Raw genomic sequence first — 21,940 nt, 5'->3', positions numbered from 1 at the left:
CCTCAACTCTGCGAAGCAGCTTTAGGGAGAATATCGTTGGCAACCATTTCGCCAAACGGACTGACGTAGCCGGCACTTTTCGGCAGTTCCGGGCGCTCGATATCGAGGTGCGGGAACAGCAGTTCAGCCACGCGGTAGGACTCTTCCAGGTGCGGATAGCCCGAGAAAATAAAGGTGTCGATGCCCAGGTCGGCGTATTCCTTGACCCGTGCCGCCACTGTCGGACCGTCACCCACCAGCGCGGTGCCCGCGCCACCGCGTACCAGGCCGACGCCTGCCCACAGGTTGGGGCTGACTTCCAGATTGTCGCGGCTGCCACCATGCAGTGCGGCCATGCGCTGCTGGCCGACGGAATCGAAGCGCGCCAGTGAAGCCTGGGCCCGGGCGATGGTGTCGTCATCCAGATGTGAAATCAGCTTGTCTGCCGCTTTCCACGCCTCTTCGTTGGTTTCGCGAACGATGACGTGCAGGCGAATACCGAAGCGCACGGTACGTCCGTGTTTGGCGGCCTTGGCCCGTACCTGCTCGATTTTTTCTGCAACCGCAGCCGGAGGCTCGCCCCAGGTCAGGACCATTTCAACTTGCTCTGCGGCCAGATCCTGCGCCGCTTCCGAGGAACCGCCGAAGTACAGCGGCGGACGCGGTTGCTGGATCGGTGGATAGAGCAACTTGGCGCCTTTGACCGTGATGTGCTGACCGTCGTAGTCCACGGTTTCGCCTTCCAGTACACGGCGCCAGATACGGGTGAACTCAACCGATGCCTGATAACGCTCTTCGTGGCTCAGAAACAGGCCATCACCCGCCAACTCTTCCGGGTCACCGCCGGTCACCAGGTTGAACAGCGCCCGTCCGCCGGACAGTCGGTCCAGGGTCGCGGCCTGTCGCGCGGCCACGGTCGGGGAAACGATACCCGGGCGCAGCGCCACCAGAAACTTCAAGCGCTGGGTCACAGGGATCAACGCTGCCGCCACCAGCCACGAGTCTTCGCACGAGCGCCCGGTTGGGATCAGTACTCCGCCAAAACCCAGGCGGTCTGCCGCTTGTGCCACTTGTTGCAAATAACCGTAGTCAACGGCGCGGGCGCCTTCGGAGGTGCCAAGGTAATGGCCGTCACCGTGAGTAGGCAGGAACCAGAAAATATTGAGGCTCATGGAGTTGTCTCCTGAATGGGTACGGCAAGCGTTAGTTGGCTTTGGCCACAGTGGCCGGTGGTGTCCAGATCACATCTTTCACAACCAGCGGCTTGGGAATCAGCTTGAGCTGGTAAAAACTGTCAGCGATTTTTTGCTGGGCGCTGACCACATCCGGGGTCAAAAACTGTGCGCCGTAGCCCTGGCGTTGGACCGCCGTGCGGGTGATATCAACCGGCAGACCGAGGATCGGCGCTACTTGCCGGGTGACCTCTTCAGGGTTGGCTTTGGCCCACTCACCGACATCGCGGACTTCTTCAATCAAGGCCTCGATGACCTTGGGATGCTGTTCGGCGTAAGGCTTGGTAGCCAGATAGAACTGATGGTTGTCTGCGATACCGCTGGCGTCACGCAGGGTGCGTGCCTGCAGCTGCTGTTCGGCGGCAGCCTGGTACGGGTCCCAGATCACCCAGGCATCGGCACTGCCGCGCTCAAACGCCGCACGGGCATCGGCGGGTGGCAGGAATATGGTCTGGATATCGCTGTACTTCAGGCCGGCATCTTCAAGGGCGCGCACCAACAAGTAGTGCACGTTGGAGCCTTTGTTGAGCACGACCTTTTTGCCTTTGAGGTCTTTGACCGATTTGATCGGTGAATCCTTGGGCACCAGAATTGCTTCGCTGGTCGGCGCAGGCGGCTCGTAGGCGACATACAGCAGGTCAGCACCGGCAGCCTGGGCGAATACAGGCGGAGTTTCACCCGTCACGCCGAAGTCGATGGAGCCCACGTTGAGGCCCTCAAGCAATTGCGGGCCACCGGGGAACTCGGTCCATTGCACATCGACGCCCTGCTCGGCCAGACGCTTTTCCAGCGTGCCCCTGGCCTTGAGCAGCACCAGCGTGCCGTACTTTTGATAACCGATACGCAGCGCATCGGCCTGTGCTTCTAAAACGACGCCAAAGGACACAGCCGCAGCCAACAGGGCGACCACTCCACGACGCAAAATGAAAGGGCGCATAGCGCTCTCCTATCAGAGTTCGAGATTCGGGTTGCACCTGCCGGGCCGTTAGCGGATCGGTAAGGCGGGATTACTTGAAACGGTGTGCTGTACCTGTGGGCGCTGGCTTGCCGGCGATGGCATCACTGCATCGTGTCAGGCAATCCGGAGCGCCTGAATCGCTGGCAAGCCAGCTCCCACACAAAGGCACAGGCATCGGTTGGTTCAGATGCTCCAGCGAGCCGTGCGCAGGCGCTCGTTGAGAATGTTCGGGTCCAGCGGTTTCGGACGGCGGGCCAGGGCGCTGTAGAACTGCTCAAGGGCCTCGCTCAAACGTTGTTCCAGGATCGGCACCAGTTGCGCTTGTGCGCTGCCTTCGCCGTAAGCAATCTGGCTGTCTTCGGCAAAAATGCCGTGCAGCATTTCCTGAGCCTTGAGCGCAGACAGCACCGGCTTGAGGGCGTAGTCCACAGCCAGCATGTGGGCGATGCTGCCCCCCGTAGCGATGGGCAACACCACTTTGTGGCTCAGGGCACGTTCAGGCAGCAGATCGAGGATGGTTTTCAGTGCGCCGCTAAACGAAGCCTTGTAAACCGGCGTAGCAATCACCAGGCCATCGGCGTTATCAATGTGCTGCAACAGATCGATGATTTGCGGGCTGTCAAAACGGGCGTGGAGCAAGTCTTCGGCCGGAAAGTCACGGACCTGATAACTCACGACTTCAACGCCTTGCTGGTTGAGCCAGTGTTTGGCGCGGTCCAGCAGCACCCCGGAACGGGATCGTTGGCTAGGGCTACCTCCGATTGTCACGACCAGCATCTAGGCGTTTCCTTGAATGAATGTGTGCAATTCGCTGTCAGCGTTTTCGCTTGAGTGAGAAGACCTTAACAGGTGATTTATATATCTATAAATCATATTTATTCATTTGTTTATTCTTTAAAAGAATAAGCATTTTGAACATTTAAAAAGCAAAAAAAAGGCCGTCGAAACGGCCCAAACCCTGTTGCACTTGAAGGTGGAAACTCTGTAGGAGCAAGCTCGCTCCTACAGGAGGGATTATTTATTCGGTTGTGGCGTCAGGCGCAGGTAAGGCTTCACGGCGCGGTAGCCTTTAGGGAAGCGTTTCTTGATTTCGTCTTCGTCCTTGAGCGACGGCACGATGACGACGTCGTCACCGTCCTGCCAGTTGGCCGGGGTGGCGACTTTGTAGTTGTCGGTCAGTTGCAGTGAATCAATCACCCGCAGTATTTCGTTGAAATTACGTCCCGTACTGGCCGGGTAGGTGATGGTCAGACGAATTTTCTTGTTCGGATCAATCACGAACAACGAGCGCACTGTCAGGGTATCGCTGGCATTGGGGTGAATCAGGTCGTAGAGGTCAGACACTTTGCGATCGGCATCGGCCAGGATCGGGAAGTTGACGAGGGTGTTCTGGGTTTCGTTGATGTCCTCGATCCACTTGTGGTGCGAATCCACCGGGTCGACGGACAGGGCGATGGCCTTGACCCCGCGCTTGGCAAACTCGTCCTTGAGCTTGGCGGTGAATCCCAACTCGGTGGTGCACACCGGGGTGAAGTCCGCCGGGTGCGAGAACAGCACGCCCCAGTTATCGCCCAGCCATTCATGAAAATGGATTTTGCCGGCGCTGGAATCCTGTTCGAAATCGGGGGCGATATCGCCGAGTCTGAGGCTCATGGTGCAGCTCCTTTTTATAGGGAATGGCAGGGCGTGATGGGCTTACTCTGCCTGCGCCAGGAACGAATTAAAAAGAATAAATATCGATTTGGTTAGATCTTAAAGGAATATTAAAAACTGTTTCATTGGACGCGGCCAAGGCATGGGGCCACTCTGGATTCAGGTTTAGGCAAGGGGAGCGGCAGGGAGCTGCGACATTTAAATGTGTTGCGAATTGATCGATTCGATCTTCGGTAAACACCCTGCCCGGCATTGCGCCGGGCAGGATTTTTCTTGCCTTTTGTTACGAACGGCTTACAGCAACGGGATCGAGTAGCTGACGATCAGACGGTTTTCGTCTTGCTCGCGGCTCGAAGGAATATCGTTGCGCCACATGGCGTTTTTCCACATGAAGCCAAGGTTTTTCAACGTGCCTTCCTGTACTACGTAGGCCACGGTAATGTCCCGTTCCCACTCGGAAAGACCGGAGCCTGCAACGCCACCGGCTTTGTTGACGGTGTCGAAGTTATCGCCACGCAGGTAAACCGCGCCCGCCGTCAGGCCAGGAACGCCCAGCTTGGCGAAGTCATACGAGTAGCGAGCCTGCCAGGTACGTTCGCCAGCACGGGCAAACTTCTGGATTTGCATGTCGGTAGTCAGGTAAGCAGAAGAACCGTCACCCTGGTTCAGCCAAGGGAAGTCGCTGCTGCCGTTGCTGACCTGGTAACCGCCACCGAAGGTGTGGCCTTCAACGGTGTACAGGAACAGGCCGCTGTACAGGTTGTTGTCAACCTTGCCTTTGCCGCTGGTCTGGCCACGGTAATCGCCAGCACTGTAGTAGGACGGATCATTACCGTTCTTACCGTCGTCTGTGCTGTGGAAGTAACGCAAATCAGTTTTTAGCACGCCCGGGCCGATGGACCAGTTGTGAGTCAGGCCCAGAAAGTGTTGCTTGTAGAAATCTTCCAGATTGCCGTAGTAGTACTGCAGCAACAGGTCTTTGTTGACCTTGTAGTCGGCACCGCCGTAATAGAACTTGTTAACAAATTTGCCCGCGTCGTAGTTGGAGCCACCGTTGGCACCAGCAATCGACAGGCCTTCGTTGTTGCTGGAGTTACGACCCTTGGCGTGTTCAATCTGGCCGCCGGTGAAGGTCAGGTCCTTGAACTCGCTGGAGGTGATCTGGCCACCCTGGAAGGTTTGCGGCAGCATGCGACCGTCGTTGGTCACGATGACCGGCAGTTTTGGCTGCAAGGTACCGATGCGCAATTCAGTCTGAGAAATCTTGGCTTTGGCAGTCAGGCCCAGGCTGGCGAATTCGTCAGCAGCGTGGTCGCCGTCGCTCGGGAATACAGAGCCGCCCGATGAGGTGCCCAGTGCATTACCGTGCTTGGCAGCGCTGGAGTCCAGTTTGACGCCCAACAGGCCAATCGCGTCCACACCGAAACCAACTGTGCCCTGGGTGAAGCCCGAGGTGAAGTCCAGCTGGAAACCTTGGCCCCATTCTTCGGTTTTGCTCCGAACACCATTTGCGCGGTTGGCAGCAGAGCCTGCTTCAGCATCACGGTTATCGTTGTTGATATAGAAGTTACGCAGCTTCAGCGTGGCCTTGCTGTCTTCAATGAAGCCAGCAGCGCTTGCCTGTTGCGCCAACAAACCTACGGCCACAGCGAGGGCCAAGGTGGACTTGTTCATGGTGTTGCTCCTATGCGTTTCTAATTTTTGTAGTTCTTTAGCCCAAGATCTGACGCCTCGGTGCTACAGATGCGCGATTAGCGCCAGACAGTGACTGACAAGTCAATCGTAACCAATCATGTCTACGACCTTTGTCTAGTCATCTGCCGTTTGTGCGCAGGGTAATGGCTATTCAATAAAACCAAAAAGAATTGTTTCGAATTTTTTCAGATCAAAAGAATATATAGCTAAATATTTCCTACGCAAAATCGGGGGAATCCTATAGGCCTTTTGTCTAATTTATAAACAATAATTTATGAATTTTTTAATAGCGTTTAGTTCTTATCCCGCGACCCGACCAGATGCCGGCAAAAAACGCGACGCAGTTAAAGCTCGCGCGCGTATCTAGTGTTCAGAACTTCATAAGCTAATGCTTAAAAGTTATTTATTTACGCATTCTTAGATCATTTAACCTCGCGCTCTGCCGATGTCCGGCCGCCTGCCGAGGAGCTTCCTGATGAAACTGCACTCCCCCTTACGCCTTTTGGCAGCTCTGTCTCTGGCGGGTGCCAGTTTCTTTGCGCAGGCCGCCAGTACCGATGTGACCGTGGCTTACCAAACCACCGTTGACCCGGCCAAAGTCGCCCAGGCCGATGGGGCTTACGAAAAGGCCACGGGCGCCAAAATCAACTGGCGCAAATTCGATAACGGCTCAGACATCATTGCCGCCATTGCCTCGGGTGATGTGCAAATCGGCTATCTGGGGTCCAGCCCGCTGACCGCGGCCATCACCCGCAAAGTGCCGGTGGAAACCTTTTTGATCGCCACCCAGATCGGCGGCGCTGAGGCACTGGTGGCCCGTGACGGTTCCGGAATCAATAGCCCGCAAGACCTGATCGGCAAGAAAGTTGCCGTGCCTTTTGTGTCCACCGGGCACTACAGCCTGCTGGCAGCGCTCAAGCACTGGAACATTGACCCTTCGAAAGTACAGATTCTGAACCTTGCACCGCCGGCCATTGTGGCGGCCTGGAAGCGTGGCGATATCGACGCCACTTATGTGTGGGACCCGGCATTAGGCGCAGCCAAGGAGAACGGCAAAGTGCTGATTACCTCTGGCGAGCTGGCCAAATTCGGTGCACCGACTTTTGATGCATGGATCGTGCGCAAAGACTTTGCTGCCAAGCACCCGGAAATCGTTAAAGGCTTTGCCAAGGTCACGCTGGATGCCTACGCCGACTATCGCAAGGATCCGCAAGCCTGGCTGGCCAATCAAAGCAACGTCGACAAAGTGGTGAAGCTCTCCGGCGCCAAGCCTGCTGACATCCCGGTGCTGCTGCAAGGCAACGTCTACCCGCTGGCCGCGGATCAAGTTGTCCTGCTCGGCGCGCCGACCACTAAAGCGCTGACCGACACTGCCGCCTTCCTCAAAGAGCAAGGCAAGGTCGATGCGGTACTGCCGGACTACGCGCCGTCGGTCAACGCCAGCTTCATTACTCAATAATTTTCGCCCGCTGAGGAGTCGACCGTCATGGCCTTGTTATCACTGGAGCGCATCAGCGCACAGTACCCGGGCGCAGCTGAGCCGGTGCTGTCGGATATTTCCGTCAACCTCGGCCCTCAGCAATTGTTGGTCGCCCTTGGCCCGTCGGGCAGCGGCAAAACGTCATTGCTGAATCTGATCGCCGGTTTTGTCGAACCGAGCGCGGGGCGCATCACCCTCGACGGTGCCCCGGTCAAGGGACCGAGTGCCGAGCGTGGCGTGGTGTTTCAGGACGACGTGCTGCTGCCCTGGCAAGACGTCCTGGCCAACGTGGCTTTCGGCCTGGAACTGGCCGGTGTACCCCGCGACAAGCGCGAAATCCGCGCCCGTGAAATGCTGGCGCTGGTGGATTTGTCGGGCTTTGAACAGCGCCGCGTCTGGGAGCTTTCGGGCGGCCAGAAGCAGCGCGTCGGCCTGGCTCGTGCCCTGGCTGCCGATCCCCGCGTGTTGCTGATGGACGAACCTTTCGGCGCGCTGGATGCCTTCACCCGCGAACAGATGCAAGAACTGCTGCTGCAAGTGTGCAAGCGCACCGACAAACCCGTATTCCTGATTACCCATGACATTGAAGAAGCGGTGTTTCTGGCCACTGACCTGATTTTGCTGGCACCCAACCCGGGCCGCATCGTCGAGCGCCTGAGCCTGGATTTCGGAAAGCGTTACAACGCCGGTGAATCGGCCCGTTCGATCAAGTCCGATCCACGCTTTATCGAAACCCGTGAGCACGTGCTTGAGCGCGTGTTTTCCCAACGCAGTGCCACACAGCATCAGGAGCACGCATGAGCAGTTATGAAGCCGTTGCCGCAGCTCCGGTTGCCGCACCCCACGCACCGCGCCCGGTGAAACGCAGCCTGAGCACACGCTGGATCAGCGTCCTGACCATCGTCACCCTGATTGCCCTTTGGTGGGCCGTGACCGCGGCCGGGCTGATCGAACCGCTGTTTTTACCGCCACCGTCCGCCGTACTGGAAAAGGGCTGGTTGCTGGCGACCAAAGGTTATATGGACTCCACCTTGTGGCAACACTTGGGCGCTAGCCTGAGCCGTATCGGCCTGGGCCTGGGGTTTGCGATCCTGACCGCCGTACCGGTGGGTATCGCCATTGGCCACAACCGCATTGCGCGGGGGATTTTCGACCCGCTGATCGAGTTCTATCGCCCGATTCCGCCGCTGGCCTATTTGCCGCTGATTGTGATCTGGTGCGGGATTGGCGAGCTTTCAAAAGTGCTGCTGATTTACCTGGCGATTTTTGCCCCGATTGCAATTGCGACTGCCACCGGCGTGCGTACCGTCGACCCGGCCAAAGTCCGCGCCGCTCAGTCGTTGGGTGCCACCCGCTGGCAGTTGATTCGCCATGTGATTTTGCCCAGCGCCCTGCCGGACATTCTGACCGGTGTGCGTATCGGCCTTGGCGTCGGCTGGTCGACCCTGGTGGCAGCCGAGTTGATCGCCGCCACCAGCGGGCTGGGTTTCATGGTGCAGTCCGCCGCACAATTTCTGGTCACCGACGTGGTGGTACTGGGAATTCTGGTGATTGCCATCATCGCCTTTGCCATGGAAATGGGCCTGCGCGCCCTGCAACGCAAGCTGGTGCCGTGGCACGGCCAGGCTCACTAGACACTCGACGCTGATCAATCGGCGCGCTGATAAAGAGATAGACCATGAGCCTGACCATTACCCCGATTAGCTCTGCCCTTGGCGCCCAGATTGACGGCGTTGACCTGACCCGCCCCCTGAGCCCGCAGCAGCGCGATGCCATCGAGCAAGCGCTGCTTGAGCATCAGGTTATTTTCTTCAAAGACCAGTCGATCACCCCGCAGCAGCAAGCACGCTTTGCGGCCAATTTTGGTGATCTGCATATTCATCCGATCTATCCCAACGTACCTGAGCAGCCCGAAGTGCTGGTGCTGGACACCGCCGTCACCGACGTGCGTGACAACGCGGTATGGCACACCGACGTAACCTTTTTGCCGACCCCGGCGATGGGTGCGGTGCTGAGTGCCAAGCAGTTGCCGGCCTTTGGCGGCGATACCTTGTGGGCCAGCGGGATTGCAGCGTTCGAGGGGCTGTCCAGGCCATTGCAAGTGTTGCTGGATGGTTTGACTGCAACCCACGACTTCACCAAGTCGTTCCCGCTGGAGCGTTTCGGCTCTACACCTGAAGATTTTCTGCGCTGGGACCAGACCCGTAAAAACAACCCGCCGCTGTCGCACCCGGTGGTACGCACGCACCCGGTCAGCGGCCGCAAGTCGCTGTTCGTCAACGAAGGCTTCACCACGAAAATCAATGAGCTTTCAGAGGCTGAAAGCGAAGCGATTTTGAAGCTGCTGTTCGCCCACAGCACCCGCCCCGAGTACACCATCCGCTGGCGCTGGCAAGAGAACGACGTCGCGTTCTGGGACAACCGTGTGACCCAGCATTACGCCGTGGATGATTACCGCCCGAACCGGCGCGTGATGCATCGCGCGACAATCCTGGGTGACGCGCCCTTCTGACACAGACGGAGCGAGCTTGTTGTAGGAGCGAGCTTGCCTCGCGAGCTCTTCACGGCCCGGGTTACAGCGTTGAAAAGCTCGCTCCTACAGAGGTAACGCCGGGCTTGGGCGTTTGGGCAGGTACGGCGGCAGGTACAAGCCCAAATACGCATCGACCACCCGCGCCCCTTCTTCGGCCATGCGTGGGGTGATGCAGTCGTGAAGCTGCATGGAACGCGCATACACGCGGTCGCCCAATTCCATCGCCAGGGCAAAAACGTCCACCTCTTGCGGCATTACCGGTAGCTCGAAGTGGCGCATAAAAAGCGCGTGCATCAATTGCCCCAGTTCAAGATCGTGCTGGCGGTCGGCCAGGGTCACTTCGGTAAGCCCGTGCTGAGCCAGGATCAGCTGCCGGGCCGCCGCGTCCTGGTGGTAAATGGTCAGCATGCGTTGTTCGATAATCCGCGAAAGATCGCGCCAGCCAGTGAGTTCGCCGTGGGCAACGGGCACTTGCAGGCAGGCGCGGAACGCTGCATGGACATCACTGGTCAGGGCCTGGAGCAACGCCGGCACACTGGGGAAAAAGTGGTAGACCGATGAAGGTGCGATGGCGGCACGCTGCGCCACGCTGTAAATCGACAGGCTGGACACCCCCTCTGCCGCGAGCAATGTGCGGGCAGCATCGAGTATCGAATCGATTCGGACCTGACTGCGGGCGCGGGGCTTGCGAGGTGTAGCGCGGGGCGTGGCGGGGCGCGTCATGGGTGTCTCCTGCGGGGCAGCAGGCATTGTACGAGCCGGGCAGGATGTTAGCCACAGACCTTCACCCTGATCGCCCGCGGCTGTGAACCCATAAAAAAACGCCACCGGCTGTGGGCCGATGGCGTTTTTCAGTACTGCAATCGCTTACACGGTATGCAGGTACCAGTTGTACTCGAGGTCGGAGATGGAATGCTCAAACTCTTCCAGTTCGCTCTCTTTACAGGCAACAAAAATATCGATGTATTTGGGGTCGATATATTTGGCCATGACTTCGCTGTCATCCAGCTCGCGCAGGGCATCACGCAAGTTGTTCGGCAGGCTCTGCTCGTTCTGCTCGTAGGAGTTGCCTTCTACGGGTGGCGGTGGCTCGATCTTGTTAGTCAGACCGTGGTGCACGCCTGCCAGAACCGAAGCCATCAACAAGTACGGGTTGGCATCAGCGCCGGCAACCCGGTGTTCCAGACGCACGGAGTCAGATGAGCCGGTCGGCACGCGCAAGGCGACCGTACGGTTGTCCAGGCCCCAGCACGGCGAGTTCGGCACGTAGAACTGTGCGCCGAAACGACGGTACGAGTTGACGTTAGGGCAAAGGAACGCCATCTGCGCCGGTAGGGTCTCGAGCACACCGCCGATCGCGTGACGCAATGCGGCGTTCTGCTCGGGATCCTCGCTGGCAAAAATATTTTTGCCTTCTTTGTCCAGAATCGAAATATGTACGTGCAACCCGTTACCCGCCTGGCCCGGATAAGGCTTGGCCATGAACGTGGTGTCCATCTCATGGTCGTAGGCGATGTTCTTGATCAGACGTTTAAGCAGTACCGCGTAGTCGCAAGCCTTGATCGGGTCGGCAACGTGGTGCAGGTTCACTTCGAACTGCGCCGGGGCACTTTCTTTAACGATGGCGTCAGCCGGGATGCCTTGTTCTTTGGCACCTTCCAGAATGTCCTGGAGGCAGTCGACGTATTCGTCGAGATCGTCGATCAGGTAAACCTGGGTCGAATGCGGACGTTTGCCGGAGATCGGCGAACGCGGCGGTTGTGGACGCCCGTTTACGTTCTCCTGGTCGATCAGGTAGAACTCGAGCTCGAAAGCGGCGCAGATGGTGAGGCCCATGTCATCAAATTTAGTAACAACTTGACGCAATACTTCGCGAGGGTCGGCGAAGAAGGGTTCACCTTCGAGTTCGTGCATGGTCATCAGCAGTTGCGCGGTTGGGCGCTTTTGCCACGGCTCATTGCACAGGGTGTCAGGGATTGGATAACAGATTCTGTCTGCGTCACCGATATCCAGCCCCAGACCGGTGCTTTCCACCGTTGAGCCGTTGATATCCAGCGCAAAAAGAGAGGCTGGCAGGTTGATGCCTTTCTCGTAAACCTTGTGGAGGCTGGTGCGTTCAATGCGCTTGCCGCGCACCACACCATTCATATCCGCAATTAGAAGGTCAACGTACAGAACCTCAGGATGTTCCTTAAGGAACGCGTTCGCTTCGTTAAGCTGAACGGCACGCGGGGGTACCGACATGATGCAACACCTTTGTTGTTAAAAATATCAATCATTGAGCGCTACGGGATTCAGTCAACCCGAACGGCATACCGAAGTCAAGCAGCCTCTTTTTTGCCCTTAAAAAGGGCTGAAAGGCCATTTTTGACGCTTTTTAGGGCGTCTTTGCCCTTTTAAAACCTTTGCCGACCGCAGGCTTGAGCGGGCCGTATTGTATTTTTTACGGGGGTGTTGTGTAAAAAAATGAACAAGGCTAAGCTCGATTCAAACCCATAACAGCAATAATACCGGGGTGTTACATGTCACGCCTGCCGTTAATCGGCGTCACCGCCTGCACCAAGCAGATCGGTTTGCATCCTTATCACATCACTGGCGATAAGTACGTGCGAGCAGTCGCGGTGGCCGCCAAAGGCTTGCCTCTGATCCTTCCGTCATTGGCGGAACTGATTGATCCGACAAATATTCTGGACAGTCTGGACGGCCTGCTCTTTACCGGTTCACCTTCCAACATCGAACCTCACTTATATCACGGCCCTGCCAGCGCGCCTGGCACGCTGCATGATCCTGACCGTGATGGCACCACCCTCCCCCTGATTCGCGCCGCCATAGCCGCAGGTATTCCTGTGCTGGGGATCTGCCGCGGGTTTCAGGAGTTGAATGTAGCCCTGGGGGGCACACTTCACCAGAAATTGCATGAAGTCGAAGGCTTCATCGAGCATCGCGAAGACCCCAGCGCGCCCGTTGAGGTGCAGTACGCACCGAGCCATGCCATGCACATTCAACCGGGCGGCGTACTGGCGGGTCTGGGCCTGCCGGCGGAGTTCGAGGTCAACTCGATTCACACCCAGGGTGTCGATCAATTGGCCCCCGGGTTACGGGTTGAGGCCGTGGCCCCGGACGGGCTGGTTGAGGCGGTTTCGGTCGAGGGCGGCAAGGCTTTTGCTTTAGCTGTGCAATGGCACCCCGAATGGCAGGTAAGCTCTAACCCGATTTATCTCGCCATCTTCCAGGCATTTGGCGATGCCTGCAGAAGGCGCGCGACCCAACGCGACGCGGATGCGTCAGTAAACGCCTGACTTATCCAAGTCAGGACACTCAGCCCAGAGGCATTTATGAGTAACAACCTCGACCAGCTCACCGATTGGTTGAAAGACCACAAGATCACAGAAGTCGAATGCATGATCGCCGACCTTACCGGGATTACACGCGGCAAGATTTCGCCGACCAACAAGTTCATTGCCGAAAAAGGCATGCGCCTGCCCGAGAGCGTTTTGCTGCAAACCGTAACGGGCGACTATGTCGAAGACGACATCTATTACGAGCTGCTGGACCCTGCCGATATCGACATGATCTGCCGTCCGGACCAGAACGCTGTGTTTATGGTGCCCTGGGCGATAGAACCCACGGCCCAGGTGATTCACGACACCTACGACAAACAGGGCAACCCGATTGAGCTGTCGCCGCGCAACGTGCTGAAAAAGGTCCTCAAACTCTATGCCGATCACGGCTGGCAGCCGATTGTGGCGCCAGAGATGGAGTTCTACCTGACCAAGCGCAGCGACGACCCGGACTACCCGTTGCAGCCACCGATCGGACGCTCGGGACGCCCCGAGACCGGCCGTCAGTCGTTCTCCATTGAAGCGGCCAACGAATTCGATCCGCTGTTCGAAGACGTATACGACTGGTGCGAGTTGCAAGAGCTGGATCTGGACACCCTGATCCACGAAGACGGCACCGCGCAGATGGAAATCAACTTCCGTCACGGCGACGCACTGTCGCTGGCCGACCAGATTCTGGTGTTCAAACGCACCATGCGCGAAGCCGCGCTCAAGCACGACGTAGCCGCTACCTTCATGGCCAAACCCATGACCGGCGAGCCTGGCAGCGCCATGCACTTGCACCAGAGCATCATCGACATCGAAACCGGCAAAAACATCTTCTCCAATGAAGATGGAACCATGAGCCAGCTGTTCCTGAATCACATCGGCGGCTTGCAGAAGTTCATTCCTGAACTGCTGCCACTGTTTGCGCCGAACGTGAACTCCTTCCGCCGCTTCCTGCCTGATACCTCGGCGCCGGTAAACGTGGAATGGGGCGAAGAGAACCGGACCGTAGGTCTGCGCGTGCCGGATGCCGGCCCGCAAAACCGCCGGGTCGAGAACCGCTTGCCGGGCGCCGACGCCAACCCGTACCTGGCGATTGCTGCCAGCTTGCTGTGTGGCTATATCGGCATGGTTGAAGGGATCAATCCGAGCGCTCCCGTAGTGGGCCGCGGTTATGAACGCCGCAACCTGCGCCTGCCTCTGACCCTTGAAGAAGCACTGGCACGCATGGAAAGCAGCAAGACTGTCGAAAAGTACCTGGGCACCAAATTCATTGCGGGTTACATCGCAGTCAAACGTGCCGAGCATGAAAACTTCAAGCGTGTCATCAGTTCGTGGGAGCGGGAGTTCCTGCTGTTCGCCGTCTGATCCACCCCGTCTGTCACCAGGAGTGCTGCGCCAGGAAGGCGCGGCACCTCACGGAATAAAGGAGAGCTCTGTATGACCAACAAGAACCCGCAAACCCTCCACTGGCAACAACTGAGCAACGACCATCACCTGGCGCCATTCAGTGATTTCAAGCAATTGAAAGAAGTCGGGCCGCGCATTGTCACTCACGCCAAGGGCGTGTACCTGTGGGACAGCGAAGGTCACAAAATTCTCGACGGCATGGCCGGCCTGTGGTGTGTTGCCATTGGCTACGGACGTGACGAACTGGCCGATGTGGCCAGTAAGCAAATGCGCGAGCTGGCGTACTACAACCTGTTTTTCATGACCGCTCACCCGCCAGTGCTCGAGCTGTCCAAAGTCATCGCCCAGATCGCCCCCGAAGGCATGAACCACGTGTTCTTCACCGGTTCCGGTTCTGAAGGCAACGACACCATGTTGCGCATGGTTCGCCACTACTGGGCGATCAAAGGCCAACCCGAGAAGAAGGTCATCATCAGCCGCAAGAACGGCTACCACGGCTCAACCGTGGCCGGTGCCAGCCTGGGCGGCATGACCTACATGCATGAACAGGGTGACTTGCCGATCCCGGGCATCACGCACATTGCCCAACCGTACTGGTTTGCCGAAGGCGGCGACATGTCCCCGGAAGAGTTCGGTATCTGGGCGGCCAACCAGCTGGAAGAAAAGATTCTCGAAATCGGCGTCGACAAGGTCGGTGCCTTTATTGCCGAGCCGATTCAGGGCGCAGGCGGCGTGATCATTCCGCCCGATACCTACTGGCCGCGAATCAAGGAGATTCTGGCCAAGTACGACATCCTGTTCGTGGCTGACGAAGTTATATGTGGCTTTGGCCGCACCGGTGAGTGGTTCGGTAGCGATTTCTACGGCCTCAAACCCGACATGATGACCATCGCCAAGGGCCTGACCTCGGGTTACATCCCGATGGGTGGCCTGATCGTGCGCGACGAAGTGGTCGCCGTGCTTAACGAAGGGGGCGATTTCAACCACGGTTTCACCTACTCCGGTCACCCGGTTGCCGCCGCCGTTGCGCTGGAAAACATCCGCATCCTGCGCGAAGAAAAAATTATCGAGAAGGTTCACGCAGAAACGGCACCGTATTTGCAAAAGCGTCTACGTGAACTGAACGATCACCCGTTGGTGGGCGAAGTGCGCGGTGTGGGCCTGTTGGGAGCCATTGAACTGGTTCAGGACAAAGCCACCCGCAAACGTTATGAGGGCCGCGGCGCCGGCATGATTTGCCGACAATTCTGCTTTGAAAACGGGCTGATCATGCGCGCCGTTGGCGACACCATGATCATTGCGCCGCCGCTGGTAATCAGCAAAGACGAGATTGATGAGCTGGTGACCAAGGCGCGCAAGTGCCTCGATCTGACCCTGGAAGTATTGCAAGGTTGATCGTCGGGCTCCGGGTGAATGAAATCTGCTGTTTTTATGCAGGCAATTACGCTCGGAGCCTTAAGAATAAAGGCTCTTCCCTTGAAAGCCTGCCCCGGATCTTGCCAGACTACCCGCCGGTTTTAGTCATCCTGAGATCAGGTCGCTGAATCAGTGGTTTAAGAGAACAATTGGAGCATTACAGATGAAGGCATCAGGTTTTAAAAAAGCTGGCAAGACCCTTCTCGCCCTGTCTTTGATGGGAGTGATGGCGGGGGCAGCTCAAGCCGCGGACAAGGTTCTGCACATCTACAACTGGTCCGACTATATCGCGCCCGATACCGTCAAAAAGTTTGAAGACCAGACCGGTATCAAAGTGGTTTACGACGTGTTCGACAGCAACGAGACCCTTGAGGCCAAACTGCTGGCGGGCAAGTCCGGTTACGACATCGTCGTGCCATCCAACAATTTCCTGGCCAAGCAGATCAAGGCCGGGGTTTACCAGGAACTGGACCGCTCCAAGCTGCCTGACTGGAAAAACCTCGATCCTGCGTTGCTCAAGGCCGTTGGCGATGCCAGCGACAAAGACAACAAACATGCCTTCCCGTACATGTGGGGCACCATCGGCATCGGCTACAACCCCGAGAAGGTCAAAGCCGCACTGGGCGTCGACACCATCGATTCCTGGGATGTGCTGTTCAAGCCAGAGAACGCTGAAAAGCTGAAAAGCTGTGGCATCAGCTTCCTCGACTCGCCGACCGAAATGATCCCGGCCGCCCTGCACTACCTGGGCTACCCGACCGATTCACAAGACAAGAAGCAACTGGCTGAAGCCGAAGCACTGTTCCTGAAAATTCGTCCTTCGGTGGGTTACTTCCACTCCTCCAAGTACATCTCTGACCTGGCCAACGGCAATATCTGCGTAGCCGTGGGGTACTCGGGCGACCTGGAGCAGTCCATCTCCCGTGCCAAAGAAGCCGGTGGCAAGGTCAAACTCAAATACGCCATTCCTAAAGAGGGTGCCGGCAGCTTCTACGACATGGTCGCCATTCCCAAGGACGCCGAGAACGTTGATGCCGCTTACGCCTGGATGAACTTCCTGATGCAGCCTGAAATCATGGCTGAAATCACCAACAGCGTACGTTTCCCGAACGGTAACAAGGCTGCAACACCGCTGGTGAATAAAGACATCTCCGGTGACCCGAGCATTTATCCGTCGGATGAAGTGAAGGCCAAGCTGTATGCCATCAGCGATTTGCCGCCTGCAACCTTGCGTCTGCTGACCCGCAGCTGGACCAAGATCAAATCCGGTAAATAACTGCCCCTTGCAGGAGCGAGCTTGCCCACGAGCTGTTCAGATCCAGAAGATCGCGAGCAAGCACGCTCCTGAAGAAGGCAGAAATCACGAAAAATCATGGTTTTAGGGCTATAAATCGCAGAAAACTTTGCCGTCCCGGTTTATCGAGGGTAAGTTGCGCGCCGGTTTGTCTTTGGCAGTTGTGCTGCCATGCAACGCGGGCCTTGCAGGCCCAACTATTTAGAGGACCACCAAGTGTCTATATCTTTGTTTCGCAAGACCCTGCTGGTCGGAGCTGGTTTGACGCTTGCCGTCAGCGTTCAAGCGGCACCCACCGTGCACATTTACAACTGGTCGGACTACATCGCCCCGAACACACTGGCCGATTTCGAAAAGACCACCGGCATCAAACCGGTGTATGACGTTTTCGACTCCAACGAAACGCTGGAAGGCAAACTGTTGGCAGGACGCACCGGTTACGACGTGGTCGTTCCGTCGAACCACTTCCTGGGCAAGCAGATCAAAGCGGGCGCATTCCAGAAGCTGGACATGTCACAACTGCCTAACTATTCCAACCTGGACCCGGTTCTGCTCAAGCGTCTGCAGGCCAATGACCCGGGCAACCAGTACGCGGTGCCGTACCTGTGGGGCACCAACGGTATTGGCTACAACGTCGATAAGGTCAAGGAAGTACTGGGCATCGACACCATCGACTCCTGGGACGTGGTGTTCAAACCCGAGAACATGAAGAAGCTGCAATCGTGCGGCGTGGCTTTCCTGGACTCGGCCGATGAAATGCTGCCGACCGTGCTCAACTATCTGGGCCTGGATCCAAACAGCACCAACCCCAAAGACTACAAAAAAGCTGAAGCTACCCTGATGTCGGTGCGTCCTTACGTCACCTATTTCCATTCTTCCAAATACATTTCCGACCTGGCCAACGGCAACATCTGTGTTGCGATCGGCTTCTCCGGTGATGTGTTCCAGGCCAAGGCACGTGCCGAAGAGGCCAAAAAAGGCGTCAACATCGCCTATATCGTTCCCAAGGAAGGCGGCGCCCTGTGGTTTGACATGCTGGCGATTCCAAAAGACTCCAGCAACGTCAAGCAGGCCCACACGTTCATCAACTATCTGCTCAAGCCAGAAGTGATTGCCCAGGTCAGCGATTATGTTGGCTATGCCAACCCCAATCCTGCAGCAGACAAGGTGATGGACGCGTCCATCCGTGCCGACGAAGCGGTTTACCCGACCCAGGCGGTACTGGACAAGACTTACGTTTCAACCGAACTACCGCCGAAGGTGCAACGTCTGATGACGCGCACGTGGACCAAGGTCAAGACGGGTAAATAGCTCGCAAGACCACCTATCCAAGGCCCGACCCTATTGATCGGGCTGCTAAATTTGTTGGGAGTTTCGTAAATGGCTGTTGCCTCCGGCGCCTATAAGAAAGCCCTCGAGGGCGACCACACACCTAAACAGGTGTTGGTCAAAATCGACCGGGTCACGAAAAAATTCGACGAGACGATTGCCGTGGACGATGTGTCCCTGGAAATCAACAAAGGCGAAATCTTCGCCATGCTCGGCGGATCGGGATCGGGCAAATCCACCTTGCTGCGTATGCTCGCCGGTTTCGAGCGCCCAACAGAAGGCCGTATTTACCTCGATGGTGTGGACATCACCGACATGCCGCCCTACGAGCGGCCGATCAACATGATGTTCCAGTCCTACGCCCTGTTCCCGCACATGACCGTGGCACAAAACATCGCCTTCGGCCTCAAGCAGGACAAAATGTCCGCTTCGGACATCGATGCGCGGGTGGGCGAAATGCTCAAGCTGGTGCACATGACCCAGTACGCCAAGCGCAAACCGCATCAGTTGTCCGGCGGCCAGCGTCAACGTGTGGCCCTGGCCCGCTCGCTGGCCAAGCGTCCAAAGCTGCTGCTGCTCGATGAGCCGATGGGGGCGCTGGATAAAAAACTGCGCTCGCAAATGCAACTCGAGCTGGTGGAAATCATCGAGCGCGTCGGCGTGACCTGCGTCATGGTGACCCACGATCAGGAAGAGGCCATGACCATGGCCCAACGCATCGCGATCATGCACCAGGGCTGGATCGCCCAGATCGGCAGCCCAATCGATATTTACGAGACCCCGGTCAGCCGTCTGGTCTGCGAGTTCATCGGCAACGTCAACCTGTTCGACGGTGAAGTGGTCGATGACGCCGAAGGCTACGCGCGTATCAATTGCCCGGAGCTGGAGAACGACATCTACGTGGGTCACGGTGTGAGCACCTCGGTAGAGGACAAACACACGACCTACGCGATCCGCCCGGAAAAAATGCTGGTGACCACCGAAAAACCGACCTGCGAATACAACTGGTCGCGGGGCAAGGTGCATGACATCGCCTACCTGGGTGGCCACTCGGTGTTCTACGTCGAACTGCCGAGCGGCAAGATCGTGCAGTCGTTTGTCGCCAACGCCGAACGCCGCGGTGCGCGTCCGACCTGGGACGACGAAGTCTATGTCTGGTGGGAAGACGACAGCGGCGTGGTATTGCGCTCATGAACCTTCGAAAATTCAAGCGCCGCCTGCAACGAATAACCCCCGGTGGCCGTCATATGGTCATCGGGATTCCATTCCTGTGGCTGTTCCTGTTTTTCATGCTGCCGTTCTTCATCGTCCTGAAGATCAGCTTTGCCGAAGCCGACGTCGCGATTCCGCCGTACACCGAGATCTACAGCTACGTTGACCAAAAAATTCAGCTACTGCTGAACCTGGGCAACTACGCCATGCTGGGTGACGACGAGTTGTACATCGCCGCTTATCTGGGCTCGCTGAAGATGGCTTTCTTCAGCACGGCGCTGTGCCTGCTGATCGGTTATCCGATGGCCTACGCCATTGCCAATGCGCGCAAAGAGATGCAGACCGTGCTGGTGCTGCTGATCATGATGCCGACCTGGACCGCGATCCTGATCCGCGTTTACGCGTGGATGGGCATCCTCAGCAATAACGGCCTGCTCAATGGCTTCCTGATGTCGATGGGCTGGATCAGCGAACCGCTGCAGATCCTCAACACCAACATCGCGGTCTATATCGGCATCGTTTACTCGTACCTGCCGTTCATGATCCTGCCGCTGTACGCCAACCTGGTAAAACACGATCACAGCCTGCTGGAAGCCGCGTCCGACCTGGGCTCGAGCACCTTCAACAGCTTCTGGAAAATCACCGTCCCGCTGTCCAAGAACGGCATCATCGCTGGCTGCATGCTGGTGTTTATCCCGGTGGTGGGCGAGTTCGTGATCCCGGAACTGCTGGGCGGCCCGGAAACCCTGATGATCGGTAAAGTCTTGTGGCAAGAGTTCTTCAACAACCGTGACTGGCCGGTAGCCTCTGCGCTTGCCGTGGTCATGCTGGCGATCCTGATCGTGCCAATCATTCTGTTCAACCGCAGCCAGGCTAAAGAACTGGAGGGCAAGGTATGAATCGCTTCCGTTTTTCCAGCTTTATGCTGGTCGCAGGCTTGTTGTTCATCTACCTGCCGATGCTGATTCTGGTGATCTACTCGTTCAACGCGTCCAAGCTGGTGACGGTGTGGGGCGGCTGGTCGCTGAAGTGGTACGTGGGCCTGCTGGACAACACGCAACTGATGGGCTCGGTGATGCGCTCGCTGGAAATCGCCCTGTACACGGCGATTGCGGCGGTGGCGCTGGGCACCCTGGCAGCCTTCGTGCTGACCCGGATCAGCCACTTCAAGGGCCGCACGCTGTTCGGCGGCCTGGTGACTGCACCGTTGGTGATGCCCGAAGTGATCACCGGTCTGTCGCTGTTGCTGCTGTTCGTGGCCATGGCGCAGATGATTGGCTGGCCGCAGGAACGCGGCATCGTCACCATCTGGATTGCCCACACCACGTTCTGCTCGGCCTATGTGGCCGTGGTGGTGTCGTCGCGCTTGCGCGAGCTGGACCTGTCGATCGAAGAAGCGGCCATGGACCTGGGTGCCAAACCGTGGAAAGTGTTCTTCCTGATCACCATCCCGATGATCGCGCCGTCACTGGCGGCGGGCGCCATGATGTCGTTCGCCCTGTCGCTGGATGACCTGGTACTGGCCAGCTTCGTGTCCGGGCCGGGCTCTACCACCTTGCCGATGGAAGTGTTCTCGGCGGTACGTCTGGGGGTCAAACCCGAGATCAACGCCGTGGCCAGCCTGATTCTGCTGGCGGTGTCGCTGGTGACCTTCCTGGTGTGGTTCTTCAGCCGCCGTGCCGAAGAGCATCGCAAAAAGGCCATCCAGCAAGCCATCGACGAAGCCTCGGCCGAGTCCTGGAAGCAGCCTGATGTACGCCGTCCGAAAACGCCCACTGCGGCATAAGACAGCACCATAAAAAACCTCGCCTCCTGTCAAGGAAGCGAGGTTTTTTTATGGCTGAAAACACCCTGTAGGAGCGAGCTGGCTCGCGAGCAAGCTCGCTCCTACAGGGGGGCGGTATGCCGGTCAGGGCTTGGCTACTTTCCATGCGCCGTCCATTTTGCCGTCGCCCGTAGCGTCTCCGGCTTTCTTGTCCATGACAAAGGTGTACAGCGGCTTGCCGTCATAGGCCCATTGCTGGGTGCCGTCATCACGTTTGATCATGGTCCACTTGCCCATATTGTTATGTTTGCCCTCGACCATCAGTGGCGGCCAGTTGGCTGCGCATTTGTCGTTGCACATCGATTTGCCGCCCGCATCCTTGGCGAAGGTGTAGAGCGTCATGCCTTTGTGGTCGACCAACATGCCCTCTTTGGCCATCGCCGGGTCCGCGGCAAATGCCAGTCCGGGGAGGGCCAATGCAGCAGCGACCACTAAAGCTTTCAGGGAAAAAGAGCTGCGAATCATCGGAATCGTCCTTTTGTGGTTGTACGATTTGAACTCAAAGCTTAGTTCAGTAACCTGCATCCCGTGGTCCACACTCAGGGCTGTCACACGACTGCAATAATTCCGTTATCTAATGCGCCACAAGACAGTTAAA

At 57.5% G+C, this 21,940-nt stretch carries 20 protein-coding genes; 12 read left to right on the top strand and 8 right to left on the bottom strand.

Going from position 1 to position 21,940, the window contains the following annotated elements; all coding sequences use genetic code 11:
* Positions 1 to 2: 2 nt before the first annotated feature.
* The 5 genes from ssuD to AOC04_RS21255 form a co-directional block, all read right to left on the bottom strand.
* Positions 3 to 1,151 carry an FMNH2-dependent alkanesulfonate monooxygenase gene (gene ssuD / locus AOC04_RS21275; protein WP_060696523.1) on the bottom strand — a complete coding sequence of 383 codons (1,149 nt, stop codon included), beginning with the start codon at positions 1,149 to 1,151 and terminating at the stop codon, positions 3 to 5.
* A gap of 31 nt (positions 1,152 to 1,182) precedes the next feature.
* Positions 1,183 to 2,148 carry a sulfonate ABC transporter substrate-binding protein gene (locus tag AOC04_RS21270; RefSeq protein WP_060696522.1) on the bottom strand — a complete coding sequence of 322 codons (966 nt, stop codon included), beginning with the start codon at positions 2,146 to 2,148 and terminating at the stop codon, positions 1,183 to 1,185.
* 204 nt (positions 2,149 to 2,352) lie between these two features.
* Positions 2,353 to 2,946 carry an NADPH-dependent FMN reductase gene (gene ssuE, locus AOC04_RS21265; RefSeq protein WP_060696521.1) on the bottom strand — a complete coding sequence of 198 codons (594 nt, stop codon included), beginning with the start codon at positions 2,944 to 2,946 and terminating at the stop codon, positions 2,353 to 2,355.
* Between the two features lie 237 nt (positions 2,947 to 3,183).
* The gene (locus tag AOC04_RS21260) at positions 3,184 to 3,822 is read right to left on the bottom strand and encodes a peroxiredoxin (protein WP_060696520.1); all 639 of its coding nucleotides are present in this window, start codon (positions 3,820 to 3,822) and stop codon (positions 3,184 to 3,186) included.
* Positions 3,823 to 4,116: 294 nt separating this feature from the next.
* Positions 4,117 to 5,496, bottom strand: coding sequence for an OprD family porin (locus AOC04_RS21255; protein WP_060696519.1), 1,380 nt, complete (start codon positions 5,494 to 5,496; stop codon positions 4,117 to 4,119).
* Between the two features lie 496 nt (positions 5,497 to 5,992).
* On the opposite strand from AOC04_RS21255, the gene tauA reads away from it, so the two are divergent.
* The 4 genes from tauA to tauD are packed head-to-tail and all read left to right on the top strand — an operon-like array spanning position 5,993 to position 9,509.
* Positions 5,993 to 6,976: a taurine ABC transporter substrate-binding protein gene (gene tauA / locus AOC04_RS21250; protein ID WP_060696518.1), complete on the top strand. Its 984-nt coding sequence runs from the start codon at positions 5,993 to 5,995 to the stop codon at positions 6,974 to 6,976.
* Between the two features lie 27 nt (positions 6,977 to 7,003).
* The gene (gene tauB, locus AOC04_RS21245) at positions 7,004 to 7,798 is read left to right on the top strand and encodes a taurine ABC transporter ATP-binding subunit (protein ID WP_060696517.1); all 795 of its coding nucleotides are present in this window, start codon (positions 7,004 to 7,006) and stop codon (positions 7,796 to 7,798) included.
* Entirely contained in the window at positions 7,795 to 8,631 is an 837-nt protein-coding gene (gene tauC, locus AOC04_RS21240) for a taurine ABC transporter permease TauC (protein ID WP_060696516.1), read from the top strand. The genes tauB and tauC overlap by 4 nt, the downstream gene beginning before the upstream one ends.
* A 44-nt stretch (positions 8,632 to 8,675) precedes the next feature.
* Positions 8,676 to 9,509, top strand: a complete 834-nt coding sequence (gene tauD / locus AOC04_RS21235) for a taurine dioxygenase (RefSeq protein WP_060696515.1) — start codon at positions 8,676 to 8,678, stop codon at positions 9,507 to 9,509.
* An 84-nt stretch (positions 9,510 to 9,593) separates the two neighbouring features.
* On the opposite strand, the gene AOC04_RS21230 is transcribed toward tauD, so the two are convergent.
* The gene (locus AOC04_RS21230) at positions 9,594 to 10,253 is read right to left on the bottom strand and encodes a TetR/AcrR family transcriptional regulator (protein WP_060696514.1); all 660 of its coding nucleotides are present in this window, start codon (positions 10,251 to 10,253) and stop codon (positions 9,594 to 9,596) included.
* Between the two features lie 144 nt (positions 10,254 to 10,397).
* Positions 10,398 to 11,774, bottom strand: a complete 1,377-nt coding sequence (locus tag AOC04_RS21225) for a glutamine synthetase family protein (protein WP_003444606.1) — start codon at positions 11,772 to 11,774, stop codon at positions 10,398 to 10,400.
* Between the two features lie 278 nt (positions 11,775 to 12,052).
* Here AOC04_RS21225 and AOC04_RS21220 point away from each other — a divergent pair, with 278 nt between their 5' ends.
* From AOC04_RS21220 to AOC04_RS21185, 8 genes are all read left to right on the top strand, one after another.
* Positions 12,053 to 12,829, top strand: a complete 777-nt coding sequence (locus AOC04_RS21220) for a gamma-glutamyl-gamma-aminobutyrate hydrolase family protein (RefSeq protein ID WP_060696513.1) — start codon at positions 12,053 to 12,055, stop codon at positions 12,827 to 12,829.
* A gap of 36 nt (positions 12,830 to 12,865) precedes the next feature.
* Complete coding sequence (locus tag AOC04_RS21215) at positions 12,866 to 14,224, top strand: glutamine synthetase family protein (RefSeq protein ID WP_003444610.1); 1,359 nt, start codon at positions 12,866 to 12,868, stop codon at positions 14,222 to 14,224.
* Between the two features lie 72 nt (positions 14,225 to 14,296).
* Positions 14,297 to 15,661: an aspartate aminotransferase family protein gene (locus AOC04_RS21210; RefSeq protein WP_060696512.1), complete on the top strand. Its 1,365-nt coding sequence runs from the start codon at positions 14,297 to 14,299 to the stop codon at positions 15,659 to 15,661.
* A gap of 184 nt (positions 15,662 to 15,845) precedes the next feature.
* Positions 15,846 to 16,958, top strand: coding sequence for a polyamine ABC transporter substrate-binding protein (locus AOC04_RS21205; protein WP_060696511.1), 1,113 nt, complete (start codon positions 15,846 to 15,848; stop codon positions 16,956 to 16,958).
* A 234-nt stretch (positions 16,959 to 17,192) separates the two neighbouring features.
* Positions 17,193 to 18,287, top strand: coding sequence for a polyamine ABC transporter substrate-binding protein (locus AOC04_RS21200; RefSeq protein ID WP_060696510.1), 1,095 nt, complete (start codon positions 17,193 to 17,195; stop codon positions 18,285 to 18,287).
* A gap of 69 nt (positions 18,288 to 18,356) precedes the next feature.
* A complete protein-coding gene (locus tag AOC04_RS21195; RefSeq protein WP_060696509.1) occupies positions 18,357 to 19,499 on the top strand; it encodes an ABC transporter ATP-binding protein in 1,143 nt (380 codons plus the stop codon).
* On the top strand, positions 19,496 to 20,416 hold the full coding sequence (locus AOC04_RS21190) for an ABC transporter permease subunit (RefSeq protein WP_060696508.1): 921 nt from the start codon (positions 19,496 to 19,498) through the stop codon (positions 20,414 to 20,416). The genes AOC04_RS21195 and AOC04_RS21190 overlap by 4 nt, the downstream gene beginning before the upstream one ends.
* On the top strand, positions 20,413 to 21,303 hold the full coding sequence (locus AOC04_RS21185) for an ABC transporter permease subunit (protein ID WP_060696507.1): 891 nt from the start codon (positions 20,413 to 20,415) through the stop codon (positions 21,301 to 21,303). Before AOC04_RS21190 ends, AOC04_RS21185 begins: the two co-directional genes overlap by 4 nt.
* Before the next feature lie 123 nt (positions 21,304 to 21,426).
* Here the strand turns inward: AOC04_RS21185 and AOC04_RS21180 are convergent, their stop codons facing one another.
* The gene (locus tag AOC04_RS21180) at positions 21,427 to 21,807 is read right to left on the bottom strand and encodes a COG4315 family predicted lipoprotein (protein WP_060696506.1); all 381 of its coding nucleotides are present in this window, start codon (positions 21,805 to 21,807) and stop codon (positions 21,427 to 21,429) included.
* Between the last annotated feature and the right edge of the window lie 133 nt (positions 21,808 to 21,940).

It is taken from the genome of Pseudomonas versuta (assembly GCF_001294575.1).
Lineage (GTDB): Bacteria > Pseudomonadota > Gammaproteobacteria > Pseudomonadales > Pseudomonadaceae > Aquipseudomonas > Aquipseudomonas versuta.
The sequence above is the reverse complement of the archived record's forward strand: the minus strand, read 5'-3'. Positions and strand labels throughout refer to the sequence as shown.